Here is a 24,542-nt window from a genome sequence, read left to right on the forward strand (position 1 = left end):
CCCCTATCAGACTTTGTCTTTGTCTTCTTCGGGGGTCACGTCCTTGGCTGCATCAGCAGCTTCCTGCTCCAGCTGGTCTTCACCTTCCTTGATGCCCTTCTTGAACGAGGTGATACCCTTGCCCACTTCGCCCATCAGGCCCGAGATCTTGCCGCGCCCGAAAAGCACCAGCACAACAACTGCGATCAAGAGAAGGCCGGGAAGGCCGATATTTCCGATACCCATGGTATGTCTCCTATACATCGGGGCGGACCCGCGCCGCCTCGGGAATTACCTGCCCTAAATAAAACTTCGCCAAGGGAACGGAAAGCGCCAAATCCGCCCGTATCCCCCCTTTTTGAGCGGATTCTGGCGCGAGTTTTGTCAACAGCTTGTCAGTTGTCAGATTTTTGTCAGTAATGGGAAAAAACCGACAGAGAATCACTCCTTTGAAACGCTCCGACCGCCTCTATTCGCTGATCGAAATCCTGAAAGACGGGAAACTGCACCGCGCCGAAGACATGGCACGCGATCTCGGGGTGTCGATCCGCACCATCTACCGCGATATGGACACGCTGGCCGCGTCTGGTGTTCCGGTCGAAGGCGAACGCGGCATCGGCTATTCTGCCCGCGCCGCCATCACCCTGCCCCCGCTGAACCTTACCGAGACCGAGCTTGAGGCCCTGCACCTTGGTCTGGCCGCCGTCGGCAACGGCGTGGATGGAGAGTTACAGGAGGCCGCCAAGACCCTCTCGGCCAAGATCGACGCCGTGCTGCCCGAAGATCGCCACGGCGCGCCGGCGTCCTTCGGGTTTGCCGTCTACCCCTTCGCCGATGCCGCCTATGGCTTCCGCCACCTCACCTCCCTGCGCAGCGCCATTCGGAACCGTCAGAAACTGCGCCTCACCATGCAGGACCAGAGCCTGCGCGACGTGCGGCCCCTGAAACTCGATTACTGGGGGCGGGTCTGGACCTGCCTTGTCTGGTGCGACACCACCGATGGCTTTGCCACGCTGCGGGCCGACCAGATCGAACAGGTCACGGTCCTGCCCGGCCTGTTTGTGGACGAACCCGGAAAACGGCTGGAAGATTACTCGGCCTAGGCCGGGAAGACGAAACACCGGTCACGGCGAATGGTCAGCCAAAGCGGCGTGCCCGCCTTGGGCATGAAGACGTTCGGAACCGTCACCTTCAACTCCGATCCGTCGTGGTCCATCACGAATTCCACAAGGCTCTCATTGCCCATGAAACGCGCGCGCTTGACCACGCCCCGCGCCGCAACCCCATCCGTGGCGGTGGGCATCGGCCCCTTGCCATGACGGTCGAAATCCAGCTTGAGATGCTGTGGGCGGATCACGATCTCGACCGCCGCCCCATCTTCCAGCCCCGGTGTCAGGAACTGGCCAAAGGGGGTCTCGGTCAGAGCACCGTTGCTCACGCCACGGATCACGTTGACATCGCTGAAGAAAGCGACTGCCGCCTTGTCCACCGGCGCGTTGTAGATGTTATAGGGCGCACCCTGCTGAACGATCTTGCCATCCCGCATCAGCGCGATCTCATCCGCCATCCGCATCGCCTCTTCCGGCTCGTGCGTCACCAGAAGAACCGCGGTATCCTCTTCCTTGAGAACCGCCAGCGTCTCGTCACGGATGCCATCGCGCAGACGGTTGTCCAGCCCCGAAAACGGCTCGTCCATCAGCATGATACGCGGACGCGGCGCAAGGGCACGCGCCAGGGCGATCCGCTGCTGTTCGCCGCCAGACAACACATGGGGAAACTTGTCGATGGTCCAGCCAAGGTTCACCTTGGCCAGCAGCTCTTCAACCCGCGCCCGCTTTTCCTCTTTCGGCCCCTTCAGACCAAAAGCAACGTTGTCCGCCACGCTCAGGTGCGGGAAAAGCGCGAAATCCTGAAACATCAGCCCGATCTTGCGGCGTTCCGGCGGAATCCGGAAAACCGTGTCGCAGATCAACTCACCATCCACATAGATCTCACCGGAATCCTGCATGTCGACGCCGGCAATCATCCGAAGCGTCGTTGACTTGCCACAGCCCGAAGGCCCCAGAAGACAGGTCACATGCCCCGGCTGAATGGTCAACGACACGCCATCCACCACCTGCCGATCACCGAACCGGCGCTTCAGGTTGCGGATTTCCAGACGGGGATGCGGGCTCTGGATCGGGTCGGTCACGTCTGCCTCTTGGTCAATGCCCGATGAAAACCATCGGAATTTTCTGACCCTTAACAGCCCCCCGCCTAGCTCGCAACCCTGCGCGAACCCGCCAGCACCGCCGCAAAGCCCACGGCAAGCACCACGATACAGATCTGCAAAAGCTGTTCGTACTTGTGGCCGTCATACAGGATCGCCGCCATGGCCTCGGTGCCACGGAAGAAATAGGCCGCCGCGCCCGCCATCGCCGCAACAAAGCTGACCACATAGGCCCAAACCGCCACATGGCGCGCGCCGATCAGCCCCGCGACCAGAACCGGCGTCAGGAACATCGACGCCGTGCCGCTGACTGCGACCGCGTCAAACAGGGTCTGGTTGCCCCAAAGCGTCAGCACACCGCCCGCCAGCGCAAAGACCAGCATCGCCAGTCGCCCGCCATTCAGGCTGCGCGGCGCAAGGCGCAACTCTTCCACCACCAGCCGCGCCGCAGAGGACAGCGCCGAATCCAGCGTCGACAGGGCCGACACCAGCAGGGACACGAGCAGCGCCACGAAGACCCACGCCGGCAGGGTCGCCCCCCATGTCCCGATCAACTGCCCCTCATAGGCCGCACTGTCCAGCGCCGCCTGAATGCCGAAGAACCCGAACCCGATGATGCACAGCGCCGAAATCCAGAAGGCGTGCAGAAAGCTCTTCTTCGTTGTCTTCTCATCGGCAAGGAACCCGCGATCCATCATCACCGGATCATGCACCGGATAGGAAAACACCTGCAGGAACGCCACCAGCAGCAGCACCCAGCCGTTGTACCCGCCTGAGACCCCCTCGGCGGTCAGAACGGCACCGATGTCAAAGCCGGGGCTCAGGATCAGCGCAAGAAACGCAACACCGAAGACGCCGAGAAACAGAACCATCTGCACCACATCCGTACGCAGCGCCGCGCTCAAGCCGCCCCACGCCGAATAGGCCAGCGCCAGCGCGCCCACGATCAGGATCGCCCCATCCTTGGCCCATGCCACTTCCGGCAGGGCCGCCGAAAAGATCAGACCAACGACGATCAGGTTGGCAAAGACCTCGGACAACAGGCGCAGCGCGATCACGAGGTTATAACAGCCGGTGCCAACCGTGCCGAACCGGTCAACCAGCCAGTCCTGCACCGACCGCGCGCCCTGCTGGCGCATCCGGCCCACGATATAGCCGCCGGTCAGGAACGATCCGTAATAAGCCGCATAGGCCAGAACGCCCGCAATCCCGTAGTAGTAACCAAGGATCGCCGAATTCATCAGCGACCGGGCAAAAATCCACGTCGTCACCTGACTCAGAACCAATGTCCAAAGCCCCGGTGCCGCGCCCGTCGCGCCCATGCCGCCAAAGAACCCCGCAACCGACGCCCGGCGCGGTGCCACAACGAGGCTGGCAACGATGATGAACAGAAATATCCCGATAATGGCGGTGGCTTGCATGTGCGTGTTCCTTTGTCCTGCAAGCTGCTCTAACAACAGGAAATTCACACGCCTACCACCCCCCACGCGAACGTGATGAAACGTCAGGAGATCAGGTCGAAATCGGCCCCTGTCACAACCCGCCCGTTGACCTGCACCTCGATCCGGTGCGGCCCTTCATGCAACTGGAACGTCGTGGCATTGCCCTTCAGCTTGTGAACCTTGGTCACCGTCATCGGTGTCTTGCCCTGCTTGAGCTTGAACACCTTGCGCCCGGCCTTTCCGTTTGGCCTGTGAAAATGCAGGATGTAATCCACCAGAATGGGCTCGGACTTTGCACTATTGACCGTACAGGTGAATTCAAGCGCCTCGCCAATCCGCACCGGTCCCTCTGCCAGCCGCAGGTCCACCGCAACCGCCGCATCCGGCCGATACCCCAACAGCGCCAGCGCCCCCGGATGCCCGTCCTTGATCAGCGTCCGCAGCGCATGGCGCGTCATCCAGTCTAGCTCCTTGCCGTCCTGCCCCCCGGCCTCGCGCCACGCTTCAAGCCGCGCCAACACGGCCTCCGCGTCCACCTTGGCGATGTCGTTCATGTGGTTCGCCACCGACCGCGTGACATACCGCGTCGCATCCCCGTGCAGCCGGTCCAGCAACGGCAGCGCCTCTCCCGGTTGCAGGTCGATCTTCTTCGCCCAGGGCAGCTTGGGGCGTGTCCCCTCGCTCACCAGGCGGCGCACGTGGTAATTCGCATCCCCCGCCCAGGCCTCAAGCCGCGCCATCGTCTCCTCCGGCCAGCGGTTCAGGAACGGACGAATATAGAACTCCATCGAAAACCGCTGGGTCGCGGCATAAAGCAGATCAAGCGCCCGCTCGCGATGCGCCTCAAGCCCATGGCGAACCGCAAGGATTCCCGGCACCGCGTGAATGAACCGCCCGAAATCGTCGTCTCGCAGACCCGGATCCAGCGGCGCAGGCATCGCGGCCTCAAGCTGATCCGCCATCTCGGGAAACGCGGACGACAACCGCGCCTCGACACAATCCGCGATCCACTCCAACCGCTCCATCAGCTCGCGCCCCTCAAGGCCCGCAACCACCTCGGCGTGAAACGCCTCCCCGTCAAAGAAAGACAAGGCGGCAGAATACTCTGCCGCCAGATCGCCCAATGTCATCGCATTGAACAGCTCGTCCTTGAGAGAAAACCCCTCCGCCATCAGAGCGTGGCGTTCACGTTACCGCCATCCAACAGGATGTTCTGGCCCACCATGAATCCCGCATGTTGCGAACACATGAAGGCACAGGTGGCCCCGAACTCACTGATGGTGCCATCCCGACCGGCGGGAATGGTCGACTGCCGGGTCGCCCGCGCCTCTTCCACGGAAATGCCCGCGTTCTTGGCAGCCCCCGCATCCAGCGCCGCAATCCGGTCGGTGTCATGGCTGCCCGGCAGCAGGTTGTTGATGTTCACACCGTATTGCGCCACCTGCCGCGACGTCCCCGCGACATAACCCGTGAGTCCCGCACGCGCCGAATTCGAGAGGCCAAGCACGGCAATCGGTGCCTTGACCGACTGCGAAGTGATGTTCACCACGCGGCCCCAACCCTTTTCGATCATGCCCGGCACCAGCGCCTTCATAAAGGCAATCGGGGTCAGCATGTTGGCATCCAGCGCCGATAGGAAATCTTCACGCTCCCAATCGGTCCACATGCCCGGCGGCGGGCCACCGGCGTTGTTGACAAGAATATCCACGCCCTGCGCCGCCTCCAGAACCGCTGCCTGTCCTTCCGCCGAGGTCACGTCCGCGGCCACGGCCACGACATTCACGCCGTATTTCTCGCGAATCTCCGCGGCCGTCGCCTCAAGTGCCTCAGCTCCCCGCGCGTTCATCACCAGATCCACGCCTGCTTCGGCCAGCGCCTCGGCACACCCGCGCCCAAGACCCTTGGACGATGCACAGACCAACGCCCGTTTTCCCCTGATTCCAAGATCCATGAATTCTTCTCCCCAAACTCATTGTTGCCCACCAAGTAACCCGCAATTTCAAAAAGACGCCAGCAAATTGCCGATCCTGATCCCCGAAAGCGCCACAATTCTGCGCGATGACTTGCACGTCGCGCAGCAAAAAGAGAAAACAATCAAATGTCTCGCCCCAGTGAAACCTCGGCCATGCCCGCCCAGAGAATGCCCGTCCATGATGCAGAAGACCTCTGCGTCACGAATGGGGCAAACCTTGGCGACGCGCTGTCTTTTGCCGATGAACTGGTGCCCGACGACATTTACGAGCTGACCCCCGGCGCGCCCGTGCGCAGCCTGTCCTTTGTCGTGACCGACGACAACAGCTTCCAGATCGCCAGCGAAAGCAACTGCGGCGCGCCCGGCGCGACCCTGCACGCCGATTGCGTCCTGACCGTCATGCCCCCCACCGGGGCGACGATTGAGATCATCGTCATGGTCGAAGTGGACGAAGACGGCAACGTGGCCCAGATCCACGCGGCCCCTCTCGCCCCGCTGTCGCCCAAGACCCCGTATTCCCTTGTCGGCATCGACCGCACCGGCGCGCGCCAGCGCATGGCCCAGATGGCCTGTGTCAGCTTTACCCGCGGCACCCGCATCACCATGGCCACCGGCGAACAGAAACCGATCGAAGACATCCGCCCCGGCGACAAGGTCCTCACCCGCGACGACGGCCCGCAAGAGGTACGCTGGGTTGGCACTCACACCATGCGTGCGCACGGTGAGTTCGCGCCGATCCTGATTTCCGCCGGCACCCTCAACAATGCCGGCGACCTGATGGTCAGCCCCGACCACCGTCTTTTCATCTATCAGCGCCATGACCACATCGGCGCAGGCCGCCCGGAACTGCTCGTCCGGGCGCGCCACCTTGTCAACGGCGAAACCGTCCGCGTCCACGAGGGCGGTTTCGTCGATTACTTCCAGCTTCTGTTCGACCGTCACCAGATCATCTTTGCCGAAGGCATCTCGGCCGAGACCATGCAGGCCGACAAACGCACGCAACCGGTGCTGCCGCAGGATCTGGGACAGATGCACCTGCCGCGCGGCGACAACCGTCCCGCGGTGCTGCAACAGGAATTCGAAGTGAACGAAAACCTGCTGGATCGCCCCGACGCGGTCGATCTGCTGCGCCGCGCCTCGACCAAGTAACCTTTTGGCAATCCCGGTGAACGCCGGGGCGCCGACAGGCGCACCTCCGCAATACCGACGTAATACCGACGTGGCACCGACAGCCATATTGCGCCGCCGCCCCGGCCCTTCTATATGCGTGCGCATGCTTGACGTTTCATCAAACCGCCCCGATCTGCCGCCAGAAATTGGCCGCCGCCGCACCTTTGCGATCATCTCGCACCCGGATGCCGGTAAAACCACGCTGACCGAGAAGTTCCTTCTCTACGGTGGCGCGATCCAGATGGCTGGCCAGGTGCGCGCCAAGGGCGAAGCCCGCCGCACGCGCTCGGACTTCATGAAGATGGAACAGGATCGCGGCATTTCGGTCTCCGCATCGGCAATGTCGTTTGATTTCAAAGAGTTCCGTTTCAACCTCGTCGACACCCCCGGCCACTCGGACTTCTCGGAAGACACCTATCGCACGCTCACGGCGGTTGACGCTGCGGTCATGGTGATCGACGGGGCGAAGGGTGTCGAAAGCCAGACCCAGAAACTGTTCGAAGTCTGCCGCCTGCGCGACCTGCCGATCCTGACCTTCTGTAACAAGATGGACCGCGAGAGCCGCGACACCTTTGAGATCATTGATGAAATTCAGGAAAACCTCGCCATCGACGTGACCCCGGCCTCCTGGCCGATCGGCGTCGGCCGCGAGTTCGTCGGCTGCTACGACCTTTTGAACGACCGTCTTGAACTGATGGACCGCGCAGACCGCAACGTCATCGCGGAAACCGTGCAAATTCAAGGGCTTGATGATCCCAAGCTGGCGGAACACGTGCCCGCTCACCTGCTTGAACAATTGCAGGAAGAGGTCGAGATGGCCCGCGAACTCCTGCCGAAACTCGATCCGCAAGCCGTGCTCGAAGGTCACATGACCCCAATCTGGTTTGGCTCGGCCATCAACTCGTTCGGCGTCAAGGAACTGATGGATGGCATCGCCAACTACGGCCCCGAACCGCAACCGCAAAGCGCCGAACCGCGCCAGATTTCTCCTGATGAAACAAAGGTTTCCGGCTTTGTCTTCAAGGTGCAGGCCAATATGGACCCCAAGCACCGCGACCGCGTTGCCTTTGTCCGTCTCGCCTCGGGTCACTTCAAACGCGGCATGAAACTGACCCATGTGCGGACCAAGAAGCCGATGGCGATCTCGAGCCCCGTGCTGTTCCTCGCCTCCGATCGCGAACTGGCCGAAGAGGCCTGGGCCGGCGACATCATCGGCATTCCCAACCACGGCCAGCTGCGCATTGGCGATACGTTAACCGAAGGCGAAGCTTTGCGTGCTACAGGTATTCCCTCCTTCGCACCGGAACTCCTGCAAGGCATCCGCGCAGGCGACCCGATGAAGGCCAAGCACCTTGAAAAGGCGCTGATGCAATTCGCCGAGGAAGGCGCCGCCAAGGTGTTCAAACCGATGATCGGTTCCGGCTTTATCGTCGGCGTCGTCGGCGCGCTTCAGTTCGAGGTTCTGGCCAGCCGGATCGAGATGGAATACGGCCTGCCCGTGCGCTTCGAACAGTCGCAGTTCACCTCGGCCCGCTGGGCAAGCGGAGACACGCAAGCCATTGATAAATTTGTAAATTCGAACAAACAGCACATCAGCTATGACCATGATGGCGACGTGGTGTTCCTCACCCGCCTCCAGTGGGACATCGACCGCGTCGTGCGCGATTATCCCGATGTCAAACTGACCGCGACCAAGGAAATGGCGGTCTAGGTCAAAGCGCAATTGCACGGGGTCGCCCCCCGTGCAATCATGCGGCATGAGCAGTGAAAATGTTACCTATCCCGGCGGCTTGGCAACGCTGTCCGAGCGGCACAACAGCCGCCGTGCGCCCTTTGATTTCGGCGCAGAAACCCTGCCGCCCCTCGATGTCGATCTGGCCCCGCTGAAGGCAACAATCGTTACCGAGGCGGCCACCAAGAAACAAAAGGGCGAGAAACGCTCGTCCTGGGCCACCAAGCGCCGCGCCATCGCCGAAGAGTTCATCGGCAATACCGAGCTCGCCTATCTCAACGCCTTGCTGATCTCGAACCTGCGCAAATCCGACGCGCCCGAGCAGACCGCGCCACTGTTCCTCCGCATCTGGGCCGAGGAGCATGAACACCTGATCGAAGCCCTTGATATCCGCTGGAAAGTCTCGGCCGTCAGTACCTTCGCCGACCATGGCAACACCGACGTCCAGCGCCAGGTCGGACAGGCCATGCGCATGTTGTTCGGCATGATGAAGCTCTATGAATACGAGCGTCTCTACAGCGGTTTCGACCCGCAGACCCCCTATGGTTTTGCCCGCAAGATCAAGGCCAAGCTGCCCCTCCTGATGGATCCGTTCTCGCTGCGCTGGGGCGGGCTTGATGCCAATATCCTTGCGCCGGTCTGGGAACTGGCCATGACCGACCCCGGCATCGCGCCCCTCGCCAACCATCTCATGGAAGAGCTCAACCACGATCACGGCGGCATTTTCCGGCGTCTCAAGCGCATGAAAGAAGTCTATCTCAAGCTCAAGGACAACTCGTGACGCGCTGGGGCCTTGTTTCGACCATCAAGGCACCCCCCAAGGAGGTGCTGAACTTTGTCGCCTATCACCTTGATCAGGGCGCGCATCACCTCTTCATCTATCTCGACAATCAGAACCCCAAGGCGCAGGCCGCCCTTGAGGCCCATCCACAGGTCACCGTCACCCGCACCGACGGTGCATATTGGCGCGGGACTGTTGGGCGCAAACCCGAAAAGCACCAGCCCCGTCAGACCCACAACGCCACACAGGCCTATGAAATGGCACCGGAATTCGGCCTGGACTGGCTCGGTCACATTGACGTTGACGAGTTGCTCTGCCCGACGGACGACCCTCTGGATCAGCTCCTTGGCCGCGTCGAAAACGGCATCGCAGCCGCTCGCGTCGCGCCTGCCGAGGCACTTGCCAGCGAGGGCATGGCCGATCTTGATCCGTCAACGACCTATGCCAAGGCCTGGGTGCCCGACACCGCCGCCCGCGAAAAGATGGAAGCCGCGCTCTACCCCGATTTCGGTCACTACGTGCGCGGCGGTTTCATCAGCCACACATTGGGCAAAACCCTCCTGCGCACCGGCCTGCAGCCCCTGCAATTCCGCATCCATCGCGGAATGCGCGGCAATGACGAAGTCGGCCCGCGCGTCACGCTCGACGGGATCGACCTCTGCCACATCCACGTCAAAAGCTGGCAGGACTGGCAGCGCCACTTCGACTACCGCCACGAGAAAGGCTCCTACCGCGCCGAACTCAAACCCGTGCGCCCGTCAGAGTTCGGCGGCCTCTCTCTCCACCAGTTGTTTACCACTTTGCGCGAGACTGGCGGGGACGAGGCCATCCGCGCCTTTTTCGACGAAATCTGCCTTGCGCGGCCCACCCTGATTTCCGGTCTGCGCGAGCGAAACCTGTTGCGGGAATTCCGGCTTGATCTCGATACCCTGCGCGAGGCCCATTTCCCGGACTGGCAGAAAACGCGCTAAGCGGGCGGAAAACAAAGCGTTTCCCCCGCTCTGATTGACCCGAGACAGGCTTTGGGCTACAACGCGCGCGTGGGTCATACATGTGATCAACCACGGGACCATCCGGGTCCGACCCACATCAGTCGCTACGGGCCAAATCGTGTCCGTAAACCACGGATACGCATGACAAAATTCTCTGACCTGAACCTCAACCCGAAGGTGCTGAAAGCGATCAGCGAAACGGGATACGAAAGCCCGACCCCAATTCAGGCCGGAGCGATTCCTCCTGCGCTTGAGGGCAAGGACGTGCTGGGTATCGCCCAGACCGGCACCGGCAAGACCGCAAGCTTCACGCTTCCCATGCTGTCCCTTCTGGCCCGCGGCCGCGCCCGCGCCCGTATGCCGCGCAGCCTCGTTCTGTGCCCGACGCGGGAACTGGCCGCACAGGTTGCCGAGAACTTTGATACCTATTCCAAGCACCTGAAACTGACCAAGGCGCTGCTGATCGGCGGTGTCTCCTTCAAGGAACAGGATGCGCTGATCGACCGTGGCGTTGACGTGCTCATCGCCACCCCCGGCCGCCTTCTCGACCATTTCGAACGCGGCAAGCTGCTGCTGACCGGCGTTCAGGTCATGGTGGTGGACGAAGCGGACCGTATGCTCGACATGGGGTTCATCCCCGACATCGAGCGCATCTTCTCGCTGACGCCTTTCACCCGTCAGACCCTGTTCTTCTCGGCCACCATGGCCCCCGAGATCGAACGCATCACCAACACCTTCCTGTCCGCGCCTGCCCGCATCGAAGTGGCCCGTCAGGCCACAGCGTCGGAAACCATCGAACAGGGTGTCGTGATGTTCAAAGCCTCGCGCCGCGATCGCGAAGGCAGTGAAAAGCGCCGCGTTCTGCGCGAGTTGATCAAGCGTGAGGGCGAAACCTGCACCAACGCGATCATCTTCTGCAACCGCAAGACCGACGTGGATATCTGCGCGAAATCCATGAAGAAATACGGCCTCAACGCCGCCCCGATCCACGGTGATCTGGATCAGTCGCAGCGCATGAAGACCCTCGATTCCTTCCGCAGCGGTGAATTGCAGTTCCTCGTGGCATCCGATGTGGCGGCCCGTGGCCTCGACATTCCCAGCGTGAGCCACGTGTTCAACTTTGATGTTCCCGGCCACGCCGAAGACTACGTACACCGCATTGGCCGCACCGGTCGCGCGGGCCGCGAAGGCAAGGCCTTCACCATCTGCTCGCCACGTGACGAGAAGGCCTTCGATGCCGTCGAAACGCTGATCCAGAAGCAGATCACCCGCGTTGAGGTCAAGGTCGAGGCGCCTGCCCGCAAACCAAGGGCGGAAAAGGCGGAAGCGCCCAAGGAACCGAAACCTGCCAAGGAAACCAAGAGCACCAAGCGGGACGAGAACAGATCGTCGTCGCGCTCCGGCTCCAACCGCTCGCGCGGTGGTGGCCGTGGCCGCGACGAACCCGTGGTCGGCATGGGCGATCACATGCCCAGCTTCATCGCGCTGAGCTTCGACGAACGCCGCGCAAGCTAATTGAAAACGGACGCCTCGGGCGTCCGTTTTTTTAGTCCAGATAGCTGTCCGCGCGCAGCCCTGCGCGCTCAAGATGGATTGGCAACACACGGCCATAAAGCTGCTTTGTGCGTTCCGGCGAGCCCACCATGTCCGGCTCTTCCACATAGGAAAAAATCGCGACATATCTGCGGGTTGGCCCTTTGAGAGGGGCAACCCGATGGAGCGAATACCGGCCGCGAAACAACTGCAGATCACCCGGTTCCAGTTCCAGCACGGTCACCCGATCTGACGTCCCCGCCAGCACACGGCTCACTTCCTCAAAGTTCTCGCCTTCTTCCCGTATCGCGGCCGCGTATTCAAAGGCCCCGCCCTCCTCGGCATTCTGGATTGCCAGCGTCACGGTGAAGTTGTTGGTATCGAAATGCCAGGGAAAGCCATTACCCTCTTCGGCCATATTCACGATCACATCCGCCAGCGGATCGGCATAGCGGAAGAAGTTCTCTTCCTGCAGGCAATCCTGAATGAACCCGTCAAACCCAGCGCTGTCATGAACACAGCGGAGCGGCCCATCGGCCGGGAAATTGTCCGCCGGAATGAAGGTATTCGAGCGATCAAAGAACTGCCGTCTCGGATCATCCTCTGGCAGGCTGGAATCATCCTGCGTGAAATAGGCGTTGGTGCGGTTGAAACTGCGATGGCCCTTGTCGGCCACCTGATCTGCCTCCCGGCGCAGGGCCTCGACCCCTTCGGGGGTCAGGAACCCCTTGATCACCGCGCAACCGTCCCGCGCCAGATCGGCCCGCACGCTCTTGATCAGGGCATCGCGGGCCTCACAGTCCCGATCAATGGGATAGCGGTCGAGATCAATCAAGTCGCTTGCAACATGGGTCACGGCATCTCCTCCCTTGCAATGCCCCATCCGACCGCGCAGACGCCTGCGCGATCTATCGTGTTTTCGACGAAATCGTGTCGCGAACCTGCGTTCAGCTCAGACGGCTGACAATCACGGTGACCTCGGGCTTGCGTCCGATTTCATCGTTACAGGTGTTGCGAGCAATGCGACGCAGCTCTTCCTCAAGCTTGTCATCATTCGCCAGGGTTTTTTCGCTGGCGCGGCCAAGGAACTGGGTCAGGTCTTCTTCCAGAACGTCGATCAGCGGCGCAAAGCTGCGCCCCTGCTCTGGCAAGCCCTTGATTTCGCACCATGCTTCACCCAGCGGCTCATCGTCTTCGTCAAGGATCACGTTCACAACAAGGTGCCCGTTCAACGCCATGCGGATACGATCGCGGACGATCCCGTCCAGAGCGCCGATCTTCACCGCGCCATCCAGATAGGTCCGGCCTGTCTCGACATAGTCGACGACGCGCGGTTCATCGCCGGAGAGGTCCAGCATCGTACCGTTCACCGCGACGATGGACGCACGACCACGGTTGTTCGACAGTTTGACATGTTCGCGCAAGTGGCGGTGTTCACCATGGTTCGGGATCACCATCTGCGGGTTCACGATGTCCTGCAGTGCCTCAAGATCGGGGCGGTTGGCGTGGCCGGACACATGGTAGCGGCCGGACGAGTCATCCACCACGTCGACCCCCATTTCCGAGAACTGGTTCATGATGCGGATCACGCCGCGTTCATTGCCCGGGATGGTTTTCGACGAGAACAGGAACGTATCCCCGTCCTTCAGCTGGATACCGTTGTATTTGCCCCGTGCCAGCTGCGCCGCAGCGGCACGGCGTTCGCCTTGTGACCCCGTCACCAGAAGCATCAGGTTCTCACGCGGGATCGCACGCGCATCTTCAGGACTGACCACCTTGGGAAAGCTGTCCAGAACACCGGTCTCAATCGCCGTCTCGATCATGCGGCGCATCGCGCGCCCCATGAGGCAGATCGAACGCCCCGCCCGCTCACCGGCTTCGGCAAGCGTTTTCACCCGCGCCACGTTTGACGCGAATGTCGTGGCCACAACCGTATTGGGCGCCGCCGAGATAAGCGCTTCGATCTCACGGCCCAGCTCGCTTTCCGAACGGCCCGCATTCGGCGAGAAAACGTTGGTCGAGTCACAGATCAGCGCCTTGACGCCATCCTTGCTGACCTCGGTCCACAACTCAGCATCAAACGGCTCGCCCACAATCGGGTTGGTGTCCAGCTTGAAGTCGCCAGAATGGATCACCCGCCCTGCGGGGCTGTCGATAACCAGCGCCGCACTTTCGGGGATCGAATGGCTTACGGGCAGGAACCCGACGGAGAACGGGCCGACCTTGGTGACTTCGGGCCAGGCCGACACCGTCAGCACCTCGGCCTCTGGCGCACCGCGGTCCGACATCTTGTGCCGGGCAAGCGCCGCGGTAAAGGCCCGCGCATAGACAGGCGCACCAAGCTGCTCCCAGAAATGGCCAACGGCACCCACGTGGTCTTCGTGACCGTGGGTGATGAAGATCGCCTCAAGACGGTCCTTGTTGGCAATCAGCCAGGACATGTCCGGAAAGATCAGGTCAACGCCGGGGCTGGTGTCCATGTCGGAAAAGGTCACCCCCAAATCGACGAGGATCAGACGCTCTTCGCCCGGTTTTCCGTAGCCATAGACATAGGCATTCATGCCAATTTCACCCGCCCCGCCAAGGGGCAGGTAGATCAATCGTTCGCTGCTCACGCGGTGTGTTCCTTGTTGTAATTGTGGATCACGGTCAGGCCGTGCATGGTCAGGTCTTCTTCGAAGCTGTCGAAAAGGTCGACCGACTGTTGAAAGAGCGGCGCAAGGCCACCTGTCGCGATGATTTTCATGGGCCGTTCGCGTTCGGCCTTGATACGTTCACAGATCTCGCGCACGAGACCGACATAGCCCCAGAACACCCCGGATTGGATGCAGGCCACGGTATTGGTGCCGATCACGGCCTGCGGCTTGGCAATGTCGACGTGCGGCAGGGCGGCTGCGGCATTGTGCAGTGCCTCGAGGCTCAGGTTCACACCCGGCGCAATCACCCCGCCGATATAGGCGCCATCCGCGGAAACAACGTCAAACGTTGTCGCCGTGCCAAAGTCGACCACGATCAAATCGCCACCATACCGATCAAATGCACCGGCGGTGTTCACAAGGCGGTCCGGGCCAACAATCGTGCCTTCATCTACGCGGGCCTCACAGGGCAACAAGCACTCCGGCTTGCCGACAACAAGGGGACGGCAGTTGAAAAACCGATCCGAAAACACCCGCAGGTTCCAAACCACACGCGGCACGGTCGACGAAATGATCACATCGGTGATGTCGAGATCAATTTCATAGTGTTTGATCAGGGTCGAGAACCAGGTGAAGTATGCGTCCGCCGTCCGCGCATGATGCGTCGAGGTCCGCAATGTGCACAGGAACTTCTCACCGTCCCAGATCGAAAAAACCGTGTTCGTGTTGCCGCAGTCGATGGCCAGGAGCATACGTGTCCCCTTTGGGCTGTCAGAAAAATACATCCGCCGCAGCAATGGCGACAGACCCTTTCGGGGTCTTCAACACCAGATTGCCGTCAGTGTCCACTGTTTCAAATGTCCCAACGGTTTCATCACGCTGCGTCCTTGCGGTGATCACCTCTCCCAGCCTGGCCGCCTTGGCCAACCATGCGGTGCGGATCGGCTCGAACCCGTAGGTGCGGAACTGCTCTTCATAGCGCGCATAGGCCGGTGCCAAGAGGTCAAGAAAGGCTTCGGGCGTGATCTTGACGCCGGTTTCCGAAAACAGCGAGACCGGCGCGACCGAACCGCTTTCAAGGGTTTCGGCGTCCGGTGCCTGCGCGAGGTTGATCCCAATGCCAATGGCGATGTGGCTGACCATGCCACCGGCAAACCCGGCGCTTTCAAGAAGAATACCCGCCACCTTGCGCCCGTTCAAAAGAACGTCGTTCGGCCACTTGAGCGTAAAGGCATCCGTCCGCCCAGTTGCGGCAACAAAGGCATCGTAAAGCGCCAGAGAGGCCACGAAAGACCGCAAGGCCATCCGGTCTGGTGGCTCGGCGGGCCGCATCACGAGTGTCCCCGCAAAGTTGCCCTGTGGGTCGCGCCACGCACGTCCCCGCCGCCCACGTCCGGCGGTCTGGCGCAGTCCGAGAATCCATTCCGGCTGGGTCAATGTTGGCGCAATGCGTCCGGCCTCGGCGTTGGTGCTATCCACCTCGTCCAGTATCCGCTTGCTGTATCCCGTGGGCCAATCGCTCATGCCCGCACCTCTTGGAAATCTCGTGTTCAAAGGCACATACCCAAAAAGAAACGCGCCCGAAAGGGCGCGCTCCGAATTTCAGGTGATGTTGGATGCTTAGTTCAGCAGCGCAGTTGCCGCCGACTGTGCCATGGTTTCAAGACCAAGCAGGTTCAGACCCGGCAGCCAGGCCAGACCGATCACAGCTGCCGAGCCCATCAGCAGAGCCCACAGCACCGGCGACTTGTTCTTGTCGAGGCTGTCCCCCTCTTCACCAAAGTACATGTAGAAGACGATACGCAGGTAATAGAAGGCACCGATCACCGAGGCGACAACACCAAGGATCGCCAGCCATGCAAGGCCCGCGTCATAGGCTGCGCGCAACACATAGAACTTGCCGAAGAACCCGACCAGCGGCGGAACACCGGCCAGCGAGAACATCAGAACCAGAACCGCCAGCGCCTTGCCCGGCTCGCGCTTCGAATACATGTTCAGAGCGTTGATATCGGTCACCGGCTGGCCGTCTTTTTCCATGCTCAGGATAAAGGCAAAGGTGCCGACGTTCATGGTCACGTAGATCGCCATGTAGATCAGCAGCGCCTGCACACCAAAGGCCGTACCGGCCGCAAGACCCATCAGGGCATAGCCCATATGCGCAATCGACGAATAAGCCATCAGGCGTTTGATGTTGGTCTGGCCGATCGCGGCCACCGCACCAAGGAACATCGACAGGAGCGACAGCAGGGCAATGATTTGCTGCCAGTCGCCGACAACACCACCAAAGGCGTCATGCAGCACGCGGGCAAAAAGACCCATCGCCGCCACTTTGGGCGCGGTCGAGAAGAACGCGGTCACCGGGGTCGGCGCACCTTCGTAAACGTCCGGCGTCCACATGTGGAATGGAACCGCCGACACTTTGAATGCCAGACCGGACACAACAAAGGTCAGACCGATCAGCAGACCAAGCGAAACATGACCGGTTCCCGCCGCATTGATGATACCCGCGAAAGTCGTGGTGCCAGCAAAACCGTAGACCAGCGACGAGCCGAACAGCAACAGACCCGAGCTAAGCGCGCCCAGAACAAAGTACTTCATACCGGCTTCGGTCGATTTCACGCTGTCACGACGGATCGACGCAACGACGTAAAGGGCCAGGGATTGCAGTTCGAGGCCCATGTAAAGCGCCATCAGGTCGCCCGCCGAGACCATGACCATCATGCCGACGATCGACAGGGTCACGAGCAGCGGATACTCAAAGCGCAGCATGCCGCGACGCGCCATGTAGTCTTGGCCCATCACCAGCACCGCGGCACCGGCCAGAAGCATGGTCACCTTGGCAAACCGCGAGAAGCCGTCGTCCTGGAACATGCCGCCAAAGGCGCTGTTGGCACCCTCGCCCGACATGCCGATCCATGCGGCAACCAGGACAAAGACACCCGCTGTCAACCAGACCAGCATACCCGCCAGCTTGTCCTTGCCGGTATACACCGCCGCAATCAGCGCAATCATCGCGTAGATCGACAGAATGATTTCCGGCAGGATAATATTCAGATCAGCCTGGATCATTTTCTCAAGCTCTCCTTAGTGCGATGCCATCTGGGTGCCCGAAATCGGGGCACCTGCCAGAGCGGTTTCGTAGTTGGAAATCAGCGCCTCGACCGAGGGGCCAATGATGTCGGTAACAAGCGACGGGTAGACACCGAGGATCAGGGTCATCGCCACCAGCGGCGCAAAGATCCACTTCTCACGGGCGGTCATGTCCGAAATCGCCTTCAGGCTTTCCTTGATCAGGTCGCCAAAGACCACGCGGCGATAAAGCCACAGGGCATAGGCCGCCGAGAAGATCACGCCAGAGGTTGCCACCAGAGCCACCCAAGTGTTGACCTGGAAGATCCCCATCAGGGTCAGGAATTCGCCCACAAAGCCCGAGGTGCCGGGAAGACCGACGTTGGCCATGGTGAAGAACATGAAGATCAGCGCATAGGCCGGCATCCGGTTCACCAGACCGCCATAGGCGTCGATGTCACGGGTGTGCATACGGTCATAGATCACGCCCACGCAAAGGAAGAGCGCGCCAGAGATGAAACCGTGGCTCAGCATCTGGAAGATCGCACCGTCGATCCCCTGCTGGTTCGCCGCGAAGATACCCATGGTCACATAGCCCATATGCGCAACCGACGAATAGGCGATCAGCTTTTTCATGTCTTCCTGAACCATCGCCACCAGCGAGGTGTAGACGATAGCAATGGCCGACATCCACAGCACCAGATCGGTCATCACGGCCGAGCCGACCGGGAACATCGGCAGGCTGAAGCGCAGGAAGCCATAGCCGCCCATCTTCAGCAGGATCGCCGCCAGAACAACCGAGCCAGCCGTCGGCGCCTGAACGTGTGCGTCAGGCAGCCAGGTGTGCACCGGCCACATCGGCATTTTCACCGCGAAGGATGCGAAGAACGCCAGGAACAGCAGCGTCTGCATACCGCCGACGATGTGGATACCCAGCACCGAGAAGCTTTCCGAGCCGAACTGGTGGTTCATCAGGGTCGGGATGTCGGTGGTGCCCGCGTCCGCGAACATCGCCACCATCGCCACCAGCATCAGAACCGAGCCGAGGAAGGTGTAGAGGAAGAACTTGAACGACGCATAGATACGGTTGGCGCCGCCCCAGATGCCGATGATCAGGAACATCGGGATCAGGCCTGCTTCGAAGAACAGGTAGAACAGCACCAGGTCCAGCGCCATGAACACGCCGAGCATCAGGGTTTCAAGCAGCAGGAAGGCAATCATGTATTCCTTCACGCGCTTTTCAACGCCCCAGGATGCCCAGATCACCAGCGGCATCATGAAGGTTGTCAGCATCACGAAGAGAACCGAGATGCCGTCAACACCCAGTTTGTACTTCAGGCCCAGAAGCCATTCGCGTTCTTCGACGAACTGGAAGCCGGTATTCGAGGCGTCGAATTCTGCCAGGATGAACAGCGACACCAGGAAGGTGATCACCGTCGCCACCAGCGCAACCCATTTCGCGTTGCGCTGCGCCGCTGCCTCTTCCCCACGAAGGAAGACTGCGAGGATCACAGCCGCCAGCGCGGGAATAAAGGTCACAAGGGAGAGCAGGCTGTCGTTCATTAGTGCGCTCCTCCGCTGAGCGTCATCAGGGCGATCAGGACAACAATGCCGATCACCATGGCAAAGGCATAGGTAAAGATGTAACCGGATTGGGCTCGGCCAGCGAGGCGGGTGAAGAAGGGCACGATGCCCATCGCCACGCCATTCAGGAAGCCGTCAATGACGTTGCCGTCGCCGCGCTTCCAGAAGAAGCGGCCAAGGGCCATCGCCGGACGCACGAAGATCGCGTCATAGATCTCGTCAAAGTACCATTTGTTCAGCAGGAACAGGTAGAGAGGACGTTGCTCTTCGGCCAGACGCTTCGGCAGTGCCGGGTTCACGATGTAGAACCAGAAGGCCACCACGAAACCGATGATCATCGCAAAGAACGGGCTCAGCTTGACCCATTTCGGGACATAGTGCGCGTCATGCAGAACATGGTTGTCGGGGTGCATGAAGATCGCGCCCTGCGGAGCTTCACCGTGATGCGCGGCCATGACCGGCTTGTACGCCGGATCGTCATGCTTGGCCGCGTGGTCATCATGTGCGTGATCATCCGCCTTGGCGTGGTCGTCGCCATGATCGTCTGCCTTGGCGTGATCATCACCGTGCTCCGAGGCTTCGGCATGGTGATCGCCACCGGGGATGCCAAAGAACTTGTTCACGTTGTCGCCAAAGAAGGACGAGTACCACAGCATACCCGAGAACACCGCCCCCAGGGCAAGAACACCCAGCGGGATCAGCATAACCTTGGGGCTTTCATGCGCGTGGTCATGCGTGTGCTTGTTGCCACGTGCCTCGCCATAGAAGGTCAGGAAGATCAGACGCCACGAGTAGAACGAGGTGAACAGCGCCGCGATGACCAGCATCCAGAAGGCATAGCCGCCCGCCGTGCCTGCATAGGCGCTTTCGATCACTGCGTCTTTCGACAGGAAGCCGGCAAAACCGAAATGCGTCAGCGGAATGCCAACACCGGTGATGGCAAGCGTCCCGATCATCATCGCCCAGAAGGTATAGGGCAGTTTCTTGCGCAGGCCGCCATAGTTCCGCATGTCCTGTTCGTGGTGCATACCGTGGATCACCGAACCGGCGCCCAGGAAGAGCATCGCCTTAAAGAAGGCGTGGGTGAACAGGTGGAACATCGCAACCGAATAGACACCGACGCCCGCCGCTACGAACATGTAGCCAAGCTGCGAACAGGTCGAATATGCGATCACGCGTTTGATGTCGTTCTGAACAAGGCCCACGGTCGCGGCAAAGAACGCGGTGGTGGCACCAAGGAAGGTGATAAAGGCCGTGGCTTCGGGCGCGTATTCCATCAGCGGCGACATGCGGCAGACAAGGAAGACGCCCGCGGTCACCATGGTTGCGGCGTGGATCAGGGCCGAAACAGGGGTCGGGCCTTCCATCGCGTCCGGTAGCCAGGTGTGCAGCAGAAGCTGGGCCGATTTACCCATCGCGCCAACAAACAGCAGGAAGGCCAGCAGGTTTGCCGCGTTCCATTCGGTCCACAAGAAGTGAAGCTGGGTTTCCGCCAGCGCCGGTGCGGCCGCGAAGACATCGTTGAAGTTGATGCTGTCGGTCAGGAAGAACAGGCCGAAGATACCCAGGGCGAAACCAAAGTCACCCACGCGGTTGACGACAAACGCCTTGATGGCCGCCGCATTGGCCGAGGGTTTCTTGTAGTAGAAGCCGATCAGCAGATAGGACGCGACGCCCACGCCTTCCCAGCCAAAGAACATCTGAACAAGGTTGTCCGAGGTCACCAGCATCAGCATAGCAAAGGTAAAGAACGACAGGTAGGCAAAGAAGCGCGCCTTGTAGCTCTCGCCCTCTTTCCAGTTCTCGTCATGCGCCATGTAGCCGAAGCTGTAGAGGTGCACGAGCGCCGAAACCGAGGTGACAACGATCAGCATGATCGAGGTCAGGCGGTCCAGACGGATCGACCACGAGGTATCAAGCGATCCCGAGCGGATGAAGTCGAGAATATGGATGTGCTGGGTTTCCGGCCCGTGGGTCAGGAACACGATCCACGACAGCGCGCAGGCCAGGAACAAAAGCCCGGTCGTGACGTATTGCGCGCCCTTCTCCCCGATATAGCGCCAGCCGAAGCCGCCAATAAGGCTGCCGACAAGCGGTGCGAATAGAATGATCTTTTCCATTGCCGATCAGCCTTTCATTACGTTGACGTCTTCCACCGCGATGGTGCCGCGGTTGCGGAAGAACGAGACCAGGATCGCCAGGCCAATCGCGGCCTCTGCCGCGGCAACGGTCAGAACGAACAGGGTGAACACCTGCCCGACCAGATCGTTCATGAAGCTCGAGAAAGCGACCAGGTTGATGTTGACGGAAAGCAGCATCAGTTCGATCGACATCAGGAGGATGATGACGTTCTTCCGGTTCAGGAAGAGGCCAAAGATACCGATGACAAACAGCGTCGCTGCCACCCCTAGATAATGTTCAAGTCCGATCATGTTCGTCCCTCGGTCTTATTCTTCCAGAGGCGGGCCATTAAAGGCCCTGCCCCGGTTTGATGTCTTTCAGTTCCATGGCCTTTGCCGGATCACGCCACATCTGCTCGAGCACGTTCTGACGCTTGACGTCCTTGCGATGGCGCAGGGTCAGAACGATGGCACCGATCATGGCCACCAGAAGGATCAGGCCTGCCAGTTGGAACAGCAGGAAATATTGGTCGTAGATGAGAAGGCCTAGGGCGGCGGTGTTCTCGACACCTTCGGGCGTCACGGCGGCGCGCTGTGCTTCGGCGACGTCCGAGGCCTGCCACACACCAAAGGCCATGCCCAGTTGCATGAGAAGAACCACACCGATCAGAAGGCCAAGCGGCAGATATTGTGCCATGCCCGCTTTCAGCTCGGCAAAGTCGACATCCAGCATCATCACCACGAACAGGAACAGCACCGCAACGGCACCGACGTAGACAATGATGAGAAGCATGGCGACGAATTCTGCACCCAGCAGGACAAACAGTCCCGCCGAGGACAGGAAGGCCAGGATAAGCCACAGAACCGAGTGTACGGGGTTGCGGCTGATGACGGTGAACAGCCCGCCGGCGATCACGCAGATCGCAAACAGATAGAAGGCCAGCGCTGCGATGGTCATGTGTCACTTTCCTCTTGGTCGGCCAGGACATCCTGCGCAAGTTCCAGGGCGCGGGTCATGGCGGGGATGCCTGCGAACATCGACATCTGGCCGATGGTCTCGACAATTTCTTGTTTCGTGGCGCCCGCCTCGATGAGGTGGCGCACGGTCATTCTGATCTGTGCGTCGGCTTGCGCACCCAGAACCGTCAGGGCCGCCAGCGTCAGCAGAAGACGGGTTTTCGCATCAAGCCCGTCCTTGTTCAGCGTGTTGCCAAAGAACATTTCCATCATGTCCTTGGGCATCGTCGGCCACAGGTTCTCGAACCCCTTCGGAGTGAAGGACTCGAGCGCAGGATTCATGGCCTTGGCCATCTCCTGTGCCTGCTGGATCATCGCTTCAAAAGGGTTCGTCTTATCGGTCATCGGTACGGCGCATCCAGTTCGATGTTACGCGCGATCTCGGCTTCCCAACGTTCCCCGTTCGAAAGCAGCTTTTCCTTGTCATAGAAAAGCTCTTCGCGGGTTTCGGTTGCGAATTCAAAGTTCGGGCCTTCAACAATTGCGTCCACCGGGCAGGCTTCCTGACAGAAACCGCAGTAGATGCACTTGGTCATGTCGATGTCGTAACGCGTGGTGCGGCGGCTGCCGTCTTCGCGCGGTTCCGCATCGATGGTGATCGCCTGTGCCGGACAGATCGCCTCGCAGAGTTTACACGCAATGCATCGCTCTTCCCCGTTGGGATAGCGGCGCAGGGCGTGTTCCCCACGGAAGCGCGGCGAGAGATAGTTTTTCTCGTGCGGATAGTTGATCGTGGCCTTGGGCGCGAAGAAGTACTTCAGGCCCAGTTTGAAGCCACCGATGAAATCGCTGAGCAGGAAGTAGCCTGCGGCGCGTTTGTAATCGATATTCGCCATATCAGCCTCCAATCGCCCAGCGTGCATACGCACCGCCGAAGGCTTCGAATTTTGCAAGGAACGCCACGACAACAACCCAGACCAGCGACATCGGCAGGAACACTTTCCAACCGATACGCATCAGCTGATCATAGCGGTAGCGCGGGGTGATCGCCTTCACCATCGAGAAGATGAAGAAGACGAAACCGATCTTGGCGAACATCCACAGGATGCCATCCGGCAGACCCGGGATCGGCGACAGCCACCCACCAAGGAACAGGAGCGAGGTCAGTGCACACATCAGAACGATGGCCACGTATTCGCCGATCATGAACAACAGGAACGGGGTCGACGAATATTCAACCTGATAACCGGCAACCAGTTCCGATTCCGCTTCCGGAAGGTCGAACGGCGGGCGGTTGGTTTCCGCCATGGCCGAGATCAGGAACAGGAACAGCATCGGGAAGTGCGGCAGCCAGTACCAGCTGAAGATGCCATATGCCCCATCCTGGGCGCGCACGATGTCGCCAAAGTTCATCGAACCGGTCGAGATGATCACACCGATGATGATCAGGCCGATCGACACTTCGTACGAGATCATCTGGGCAGCAGACCGCAGCGAGCCGAGGAACGGATACTTCGAGTTCGACGCCCAGCCACCCATGATCACGCCGTAAACTTCAAGCGACGAGACCGCGAAGACATAGAGGATCGCGACGTTGATATCCGACAGCACCCACCCATCATTGAACGGGATCACCGCCCAGGCGATCAGCGCCATGACCAGCGATACCATCGGGGCCAGCAGGAACACGACCTTGTCGGAACCCGCGGGGTAAACGATTTCCTTCACCGCGTATTTCACGAAGTCCGCGAAACTCTGCAACAGACCGAAGGTGCCCACCACGTTGGGGCCACGGCGCATCTGGACGGCGGCCCAGATCTTACGGTCGGCGTAAAGGAGGAACGCCAGCGCCACCAGAAGCGGCACGACGATCAGGAGAACCTGTCCTACGATCAGCAGGAAGATCCCCAGGTAGGTGGTGGTAAAGAATTCAGTCATGGGTCCTCACACCGTGGGTATTCCGTTCTCTTCGCAGTTCGAGACGATCACCTCAGCGTCGATCGTCTTGAGACCACGGGGAAGCGAAGCCGAGATGACATAGACCGCGTCACCCCGCCAGATTCCGTTTTCAATCTCAACATTCGTGCGCAGATGCCGGGCAAATCCAAATCCCCGGATCAACGCGTATTGCGCGGCAGCGCATTCGGCATAGGCACGCACGTCCTCACCCGTTTCGGAACCGGACAGAGCGGCGCGGAAATTGACCAGGTCGTCTTCTAGAAGACGGGTTTCCACACCGATGTAATCCAGATCCGCAACACCCCCGTTACGTGTCACGCCGTTGCCATCAACGGGTGCGCACGCAGTTACCCCCAGCGCAAGCGCCGGGAGAACTGGGGATATGAAGGCGTTCAAATGCATATGTG

Annotated in this window: 24 protein-coding genes; 6 read left to right on the plus strand and 18 right to left on the minus strand. The window is 60.4% G+C overall.

Going from position 1 to position 24,542, the window contains the following annotated elements; genetic code table 11:
- Positions 1-6 precede the first annotated feature (6 nt).
- The gene (locus tag ABWV42_RS02245; RefSeq protein WP_255105417.1) at positions 7-225 is read right to left on the minus strand and encodes a twin-arginine translocase TatA/TatE family subunit; all 219 of its coding nucleotides are present in this window, start codon (positions 223-225) and stop codon (positions 7-9) included.
- A gap of 203 nt (positions 226-428) precedes the next feature.
- On the opposite strand from ABWV42_RS02245, the gene ABWV42_RS02250 reads away from it, so the two are divergent.
- Entirely contained in the window at positions 429-1,082 is a 654-nt protein-coding gene (locus tag ABWV42_RS02250; protein WP_353338712.1) for a helix-turn-helix transcriptional regulator, read from the plus strand.
- Here the strand turns inward: ABWV42_RS02250 and ABWV42_RS02255 are convergent.
- From ABWV42_RS02255 to ABWV42_RS02270, 4 genes are all read right to left on the minus strand, one after another.
- Entirely contained in the window at positions 1,079-2,170 is a 1,092-nt protein-coding gene (locus ABWV42_RS02255; RefSeq protein ID WP_255105410.1) for an ABC transporter ATP-binding protein, read from the minus strand. The two genes, ABWV42_RS02250 and ABWV42_RS02255, sit on opposite strands and share 4 nt — an antisense overlap.
- 65 nt (positions 2,171-2,235) lie before the next feature.
- Positions 2,236-3,609, minus strand: coding sequence for a sodium:proline symporter (locus ABWV42_RS02260; protein ID WP_353338713.1), 1,374 nt, complete (start codon positions 3,607-3,609; stop codon positions 2,236-2,238).
- An 83-nt stretch (positions 3,610-3,692) separates the two neighbouring features.
- Positions 3,693-4,802 carry a YhaZ family DNA alkylation repair protein gene (locus ABWV42_RS02265; RefSeq protein WP_353338714.1) on the minus strand — a complete coding sequence of 370 codons (1,110 nt, stop codon included), beginning with the start codon at positions 4,800-4,802 and terminating at the stop codon, positions 3,693-3,695.
- Positions 4,802-5,581 (minus strand): SDR family oxidoreductase, encoded by a 780-nt coding sequence (locus tag ABWV42_RS02270; RefSeq protein ID WP_353338715.1) that lies wholly within the window; start codon positions 5,579-5,581, stop codon positions 4,802-4,804. Before ABWV42_RS02270 ends, ABWV42_RS02265 begins: the two co-directional genes overlap by 1 nt.
- A gap of 147 nt (positions 5,582-5,728) precedes the next feature.
- On the opposite strand from ABWV42_RS02270, the gene ABWV42_RS02275 reads away from it, so the two are divergent.
- The 5 genes from ABWV42_RS02275 to ABWV42_RS02295 all read left to right on the plus strand — a co-directional run bounded on the left by ABWV42_RS02275 (position 5,729) and on the right by ABWV42_RS02295 (position 11,792).
- Positions 5,729-6,751 carry a Hint domain-containing protein gene (locus ABWV42_RS02275; RefSeq protein WP_353338716.1) on the plus strand — a complete coding sequence of 341 codons (1,023 nt, stop codon included), beginning with the start codon at positions 5,729-5,731 and terminating at the stop codon, positions 6,749-6,751.
- 124 nt (positions 6,752-6,875) lie between these two features.
- A complete protein-coding gene (locus tag ABWV42_RS02280) occupies positions 6,876-8,483 on the plus strand; it encodes a peptide chain release factor 3 (RefSeq protein WP_255105396.1) in 1,608 nt (535 codons plus the stop codon).
- A gap of 46 nt (positions 8,484-8,529) precedes the next feature.
- Entirely contained in the window at positions 8,530-9,285 is a 756-nt protein-coding gene (locus tag ABWV42_RS02285) for a hypothetical protein (RefSeq protein WP_353338717.1), read from the plus strand.
- Positions 9,282-10,256, plus strand: a complete 975-nt coding sequence (locus ABWV42_RS02290; protein ID WP_353338718.1) for a glycosyltransferase family 2 protein — start codon at positions 9,282-9,284, stop codon at positions 10,254-10,256. The genes ABWV42_RS02285 and ABWV42_RS02290 overlap by 4 nt, the downstream gene beginning before the upstream one ends.
- Before the next feature lie 162 nt (positions 10,257-10,418).
- A complete protein-coding gene (locus ABWV42_RS02295) occupies positions 10,419-11,792 on the plus strand; it encodes a DEAD/DEAH box helicase (protein WP_353338719.1) in 1,374 nt (457 codons plus the stop codon).
- A 31-nt stretch (positions 11,793-11,823) separates the two neighbouring features.
- Here the strand turns inward: ABWV42_RS02295 and ABWV42_RS02300 are convergent, their stop codons facing one another.
- From ABWV42_RS02300 to ABWV42_RS02360, 13 genes are all read right to left on the minus strand, one after another.
- Positions 11,824-12,666 carry a HalD/BesD family halogenase gene (locus ABWV42_RS02300; RefSeq protein ID WP_353338720.1) on the minus strand — a complete coding sequence of 281 codons (843 nt, stop codon included), beginning with the start codon at positions 12,664-12,666 and terminating at the stop codon, positions 11,824-11,826.
- 91 nt (positions 12,667-12,757) lie between these two features.
- Positions 12,758-14,425, minus strand: coding sequence for a ribonuclease J (locus ABWV42_RS02305; RefSeq protein ID WP_353338721.1), 1,668 nt, complete (start codon positions 14,423-14,425; stop codon positions 12,758-12,760).
- Positions 14,422-15,198, minus strand: coding sequence for a type III pantothenate kinase (locus ABWV42_RS02310; protein ID WP_255105381.1), 777 nt, complete (start codon positions 15,196-15,198; stop codon positions 14,422-14,424). The genes ABWV42_RS02305 and ABWV42_RS02310 overlap by 4 nt, the downstream gene beginning before the upstream one ends.
- A gap of 19 nt (positions 15,199-15,217) precedes the next feature.
- On the minus strand, positions 15,218-15,970 hold the full coding sequence (locus ABWV42_RS02315; RefSeq protein WP_353338723.1) for a biotin--[acetyl-CoA-carboxylase] ligase: 753 nt from the start codon (positions 15,968-15,970) through the stop codon (positions 15,218-15,220).
- A gap of 96 nt (positions 15,971-16,066) precedes the next feature.
- Complete coding sequence (gene nuoN, locus ABWV42_RS02320; protein WP_353338725.1) at positions 16,067-17,515, minus strand: NADH-quinone oxidoreductase subunit NuoN; 1,449 nt, start codon at positions 17,513-17,515, stop codon at positions 16,067-16,069.
- A 15-nt stretch (positions 17,516-17,530) separates the two neighbouring features.
- Positions 17,531-19,078, minus strand: coding sequence for an NADH-quinone oxidoreductase subunit M (locus tag ABWV42_RS02325; RefSeq protein ID WP_353338726.1), 1,548 nt, complete (start codon positions 19,076-19,078; stop codon positions 17,531-17,533).
- On the minus strand, positions 19,078-21,219 hold the full coding sequence (nuoL, locus tag ABWV42_RS02330; protein WP_353338727.1) for an NADH-quinone oxidoreductase subunit L: 2,142 nt from the start codon (positions 21,217-21,219) through the stop codon (positions 19,078-19,080). The genes ABWV42_RS02325 and nuoL overlap by 1 nt, the downstream gene beginning before the upstream one ends.
- Before the next feature lie 6 nt (positions 21,220-21,225).
- Entirely contained in the window at positions 21,226-21,531 is a 306-nt protein-coding gene (gene nuoK / locus ABWV42_RS02335; protein ID WP_255105368.1) for an NADH-quinone oxidoreductase subunit NuoK, read from the minus strand.
- A gap of 37 nt (positions 21,532-21,568) precedes the next feature.
- Positions 21,569-22,177 (minus strand): NADH-quinone oxidoreductase subunit J, encoded by a 609-nt coding sequence (locus tag ABWV42_RS02340; RefSeq protein ID WP_255105365.1) that lies wholly within the window; start codon positions 22,175-22,177, stop codon positions 21,569-21,571.
- Positions 22,174-22,581 carry a carboxymuconolactone decarboxylase family protein gene (locus ABWV42_RS02345; protein WP_353338728.1) on the minus strand — a complete coding sequence of 136 codons (408 nt, stop codon included), beginning with the start codon at positions 22,579-22,581 and terminating at the stop codon, positions 22,174-22,176. Before ABWV42_RS02345 ends, ABWV42_RS02340 begins: the two co-directional genes overlap by 4 nt.
- The gene (nuoI, locus tag ABWV42_RS02350; RefSeq protein ID WP_255105362.1) at positions 22,578-23,072 is read right to left on the minus strand and encodes an NADH-quinone oxidoreductase subunit NuoI; all 495 of its coding nucleotides are present in this window, start codon (positions 23,070-23,072) and stop codon (positions 22,578-22,580) included. The genes ABWV42_RS02345 and nuoI overlap by 4 nt, the downstream gene beginning before the upstream one ends.
- Position 23,073: 1 nt before the next feature.
- Positions 23,074-24,114: an NADH-quinone oxidoreductase subunit NuoH gene (gene nuoH / locus ABWV42_RS02355; protein ID WP_353338729.1), complete on the minus strand. Its 1,041-nt coding sequence runs from the start codon at positions 24,112-24,114 to the stop codon at positions 23,074-23,076.
- A 6-nt stretch (positions 24,115-24,120) separates the two neighbouring features.
- Positions 24,121-24,537, minus strand: a complete 417-nt coding sequence (locus tag ABWV42_RS02360; protein ID WP_353338730.1) for a YNQ4 family lipoprotein — start codon at positions 24,535-24,537, stop codon at positions 24,121-24,123.
- Positions 24,538-24,542: the final 5 nt, after the last annotated feature.

This window comes from Pelagimonas sp. KU-00592-HH (genome assembly GCF_040369695.1).
Taxonomy (GTDB): domain Bacteria; phylum Pseudomonadota; class Alphaproteobacteria; order Rhodobacterales; family Rhodobacteraceae; genus Shimia.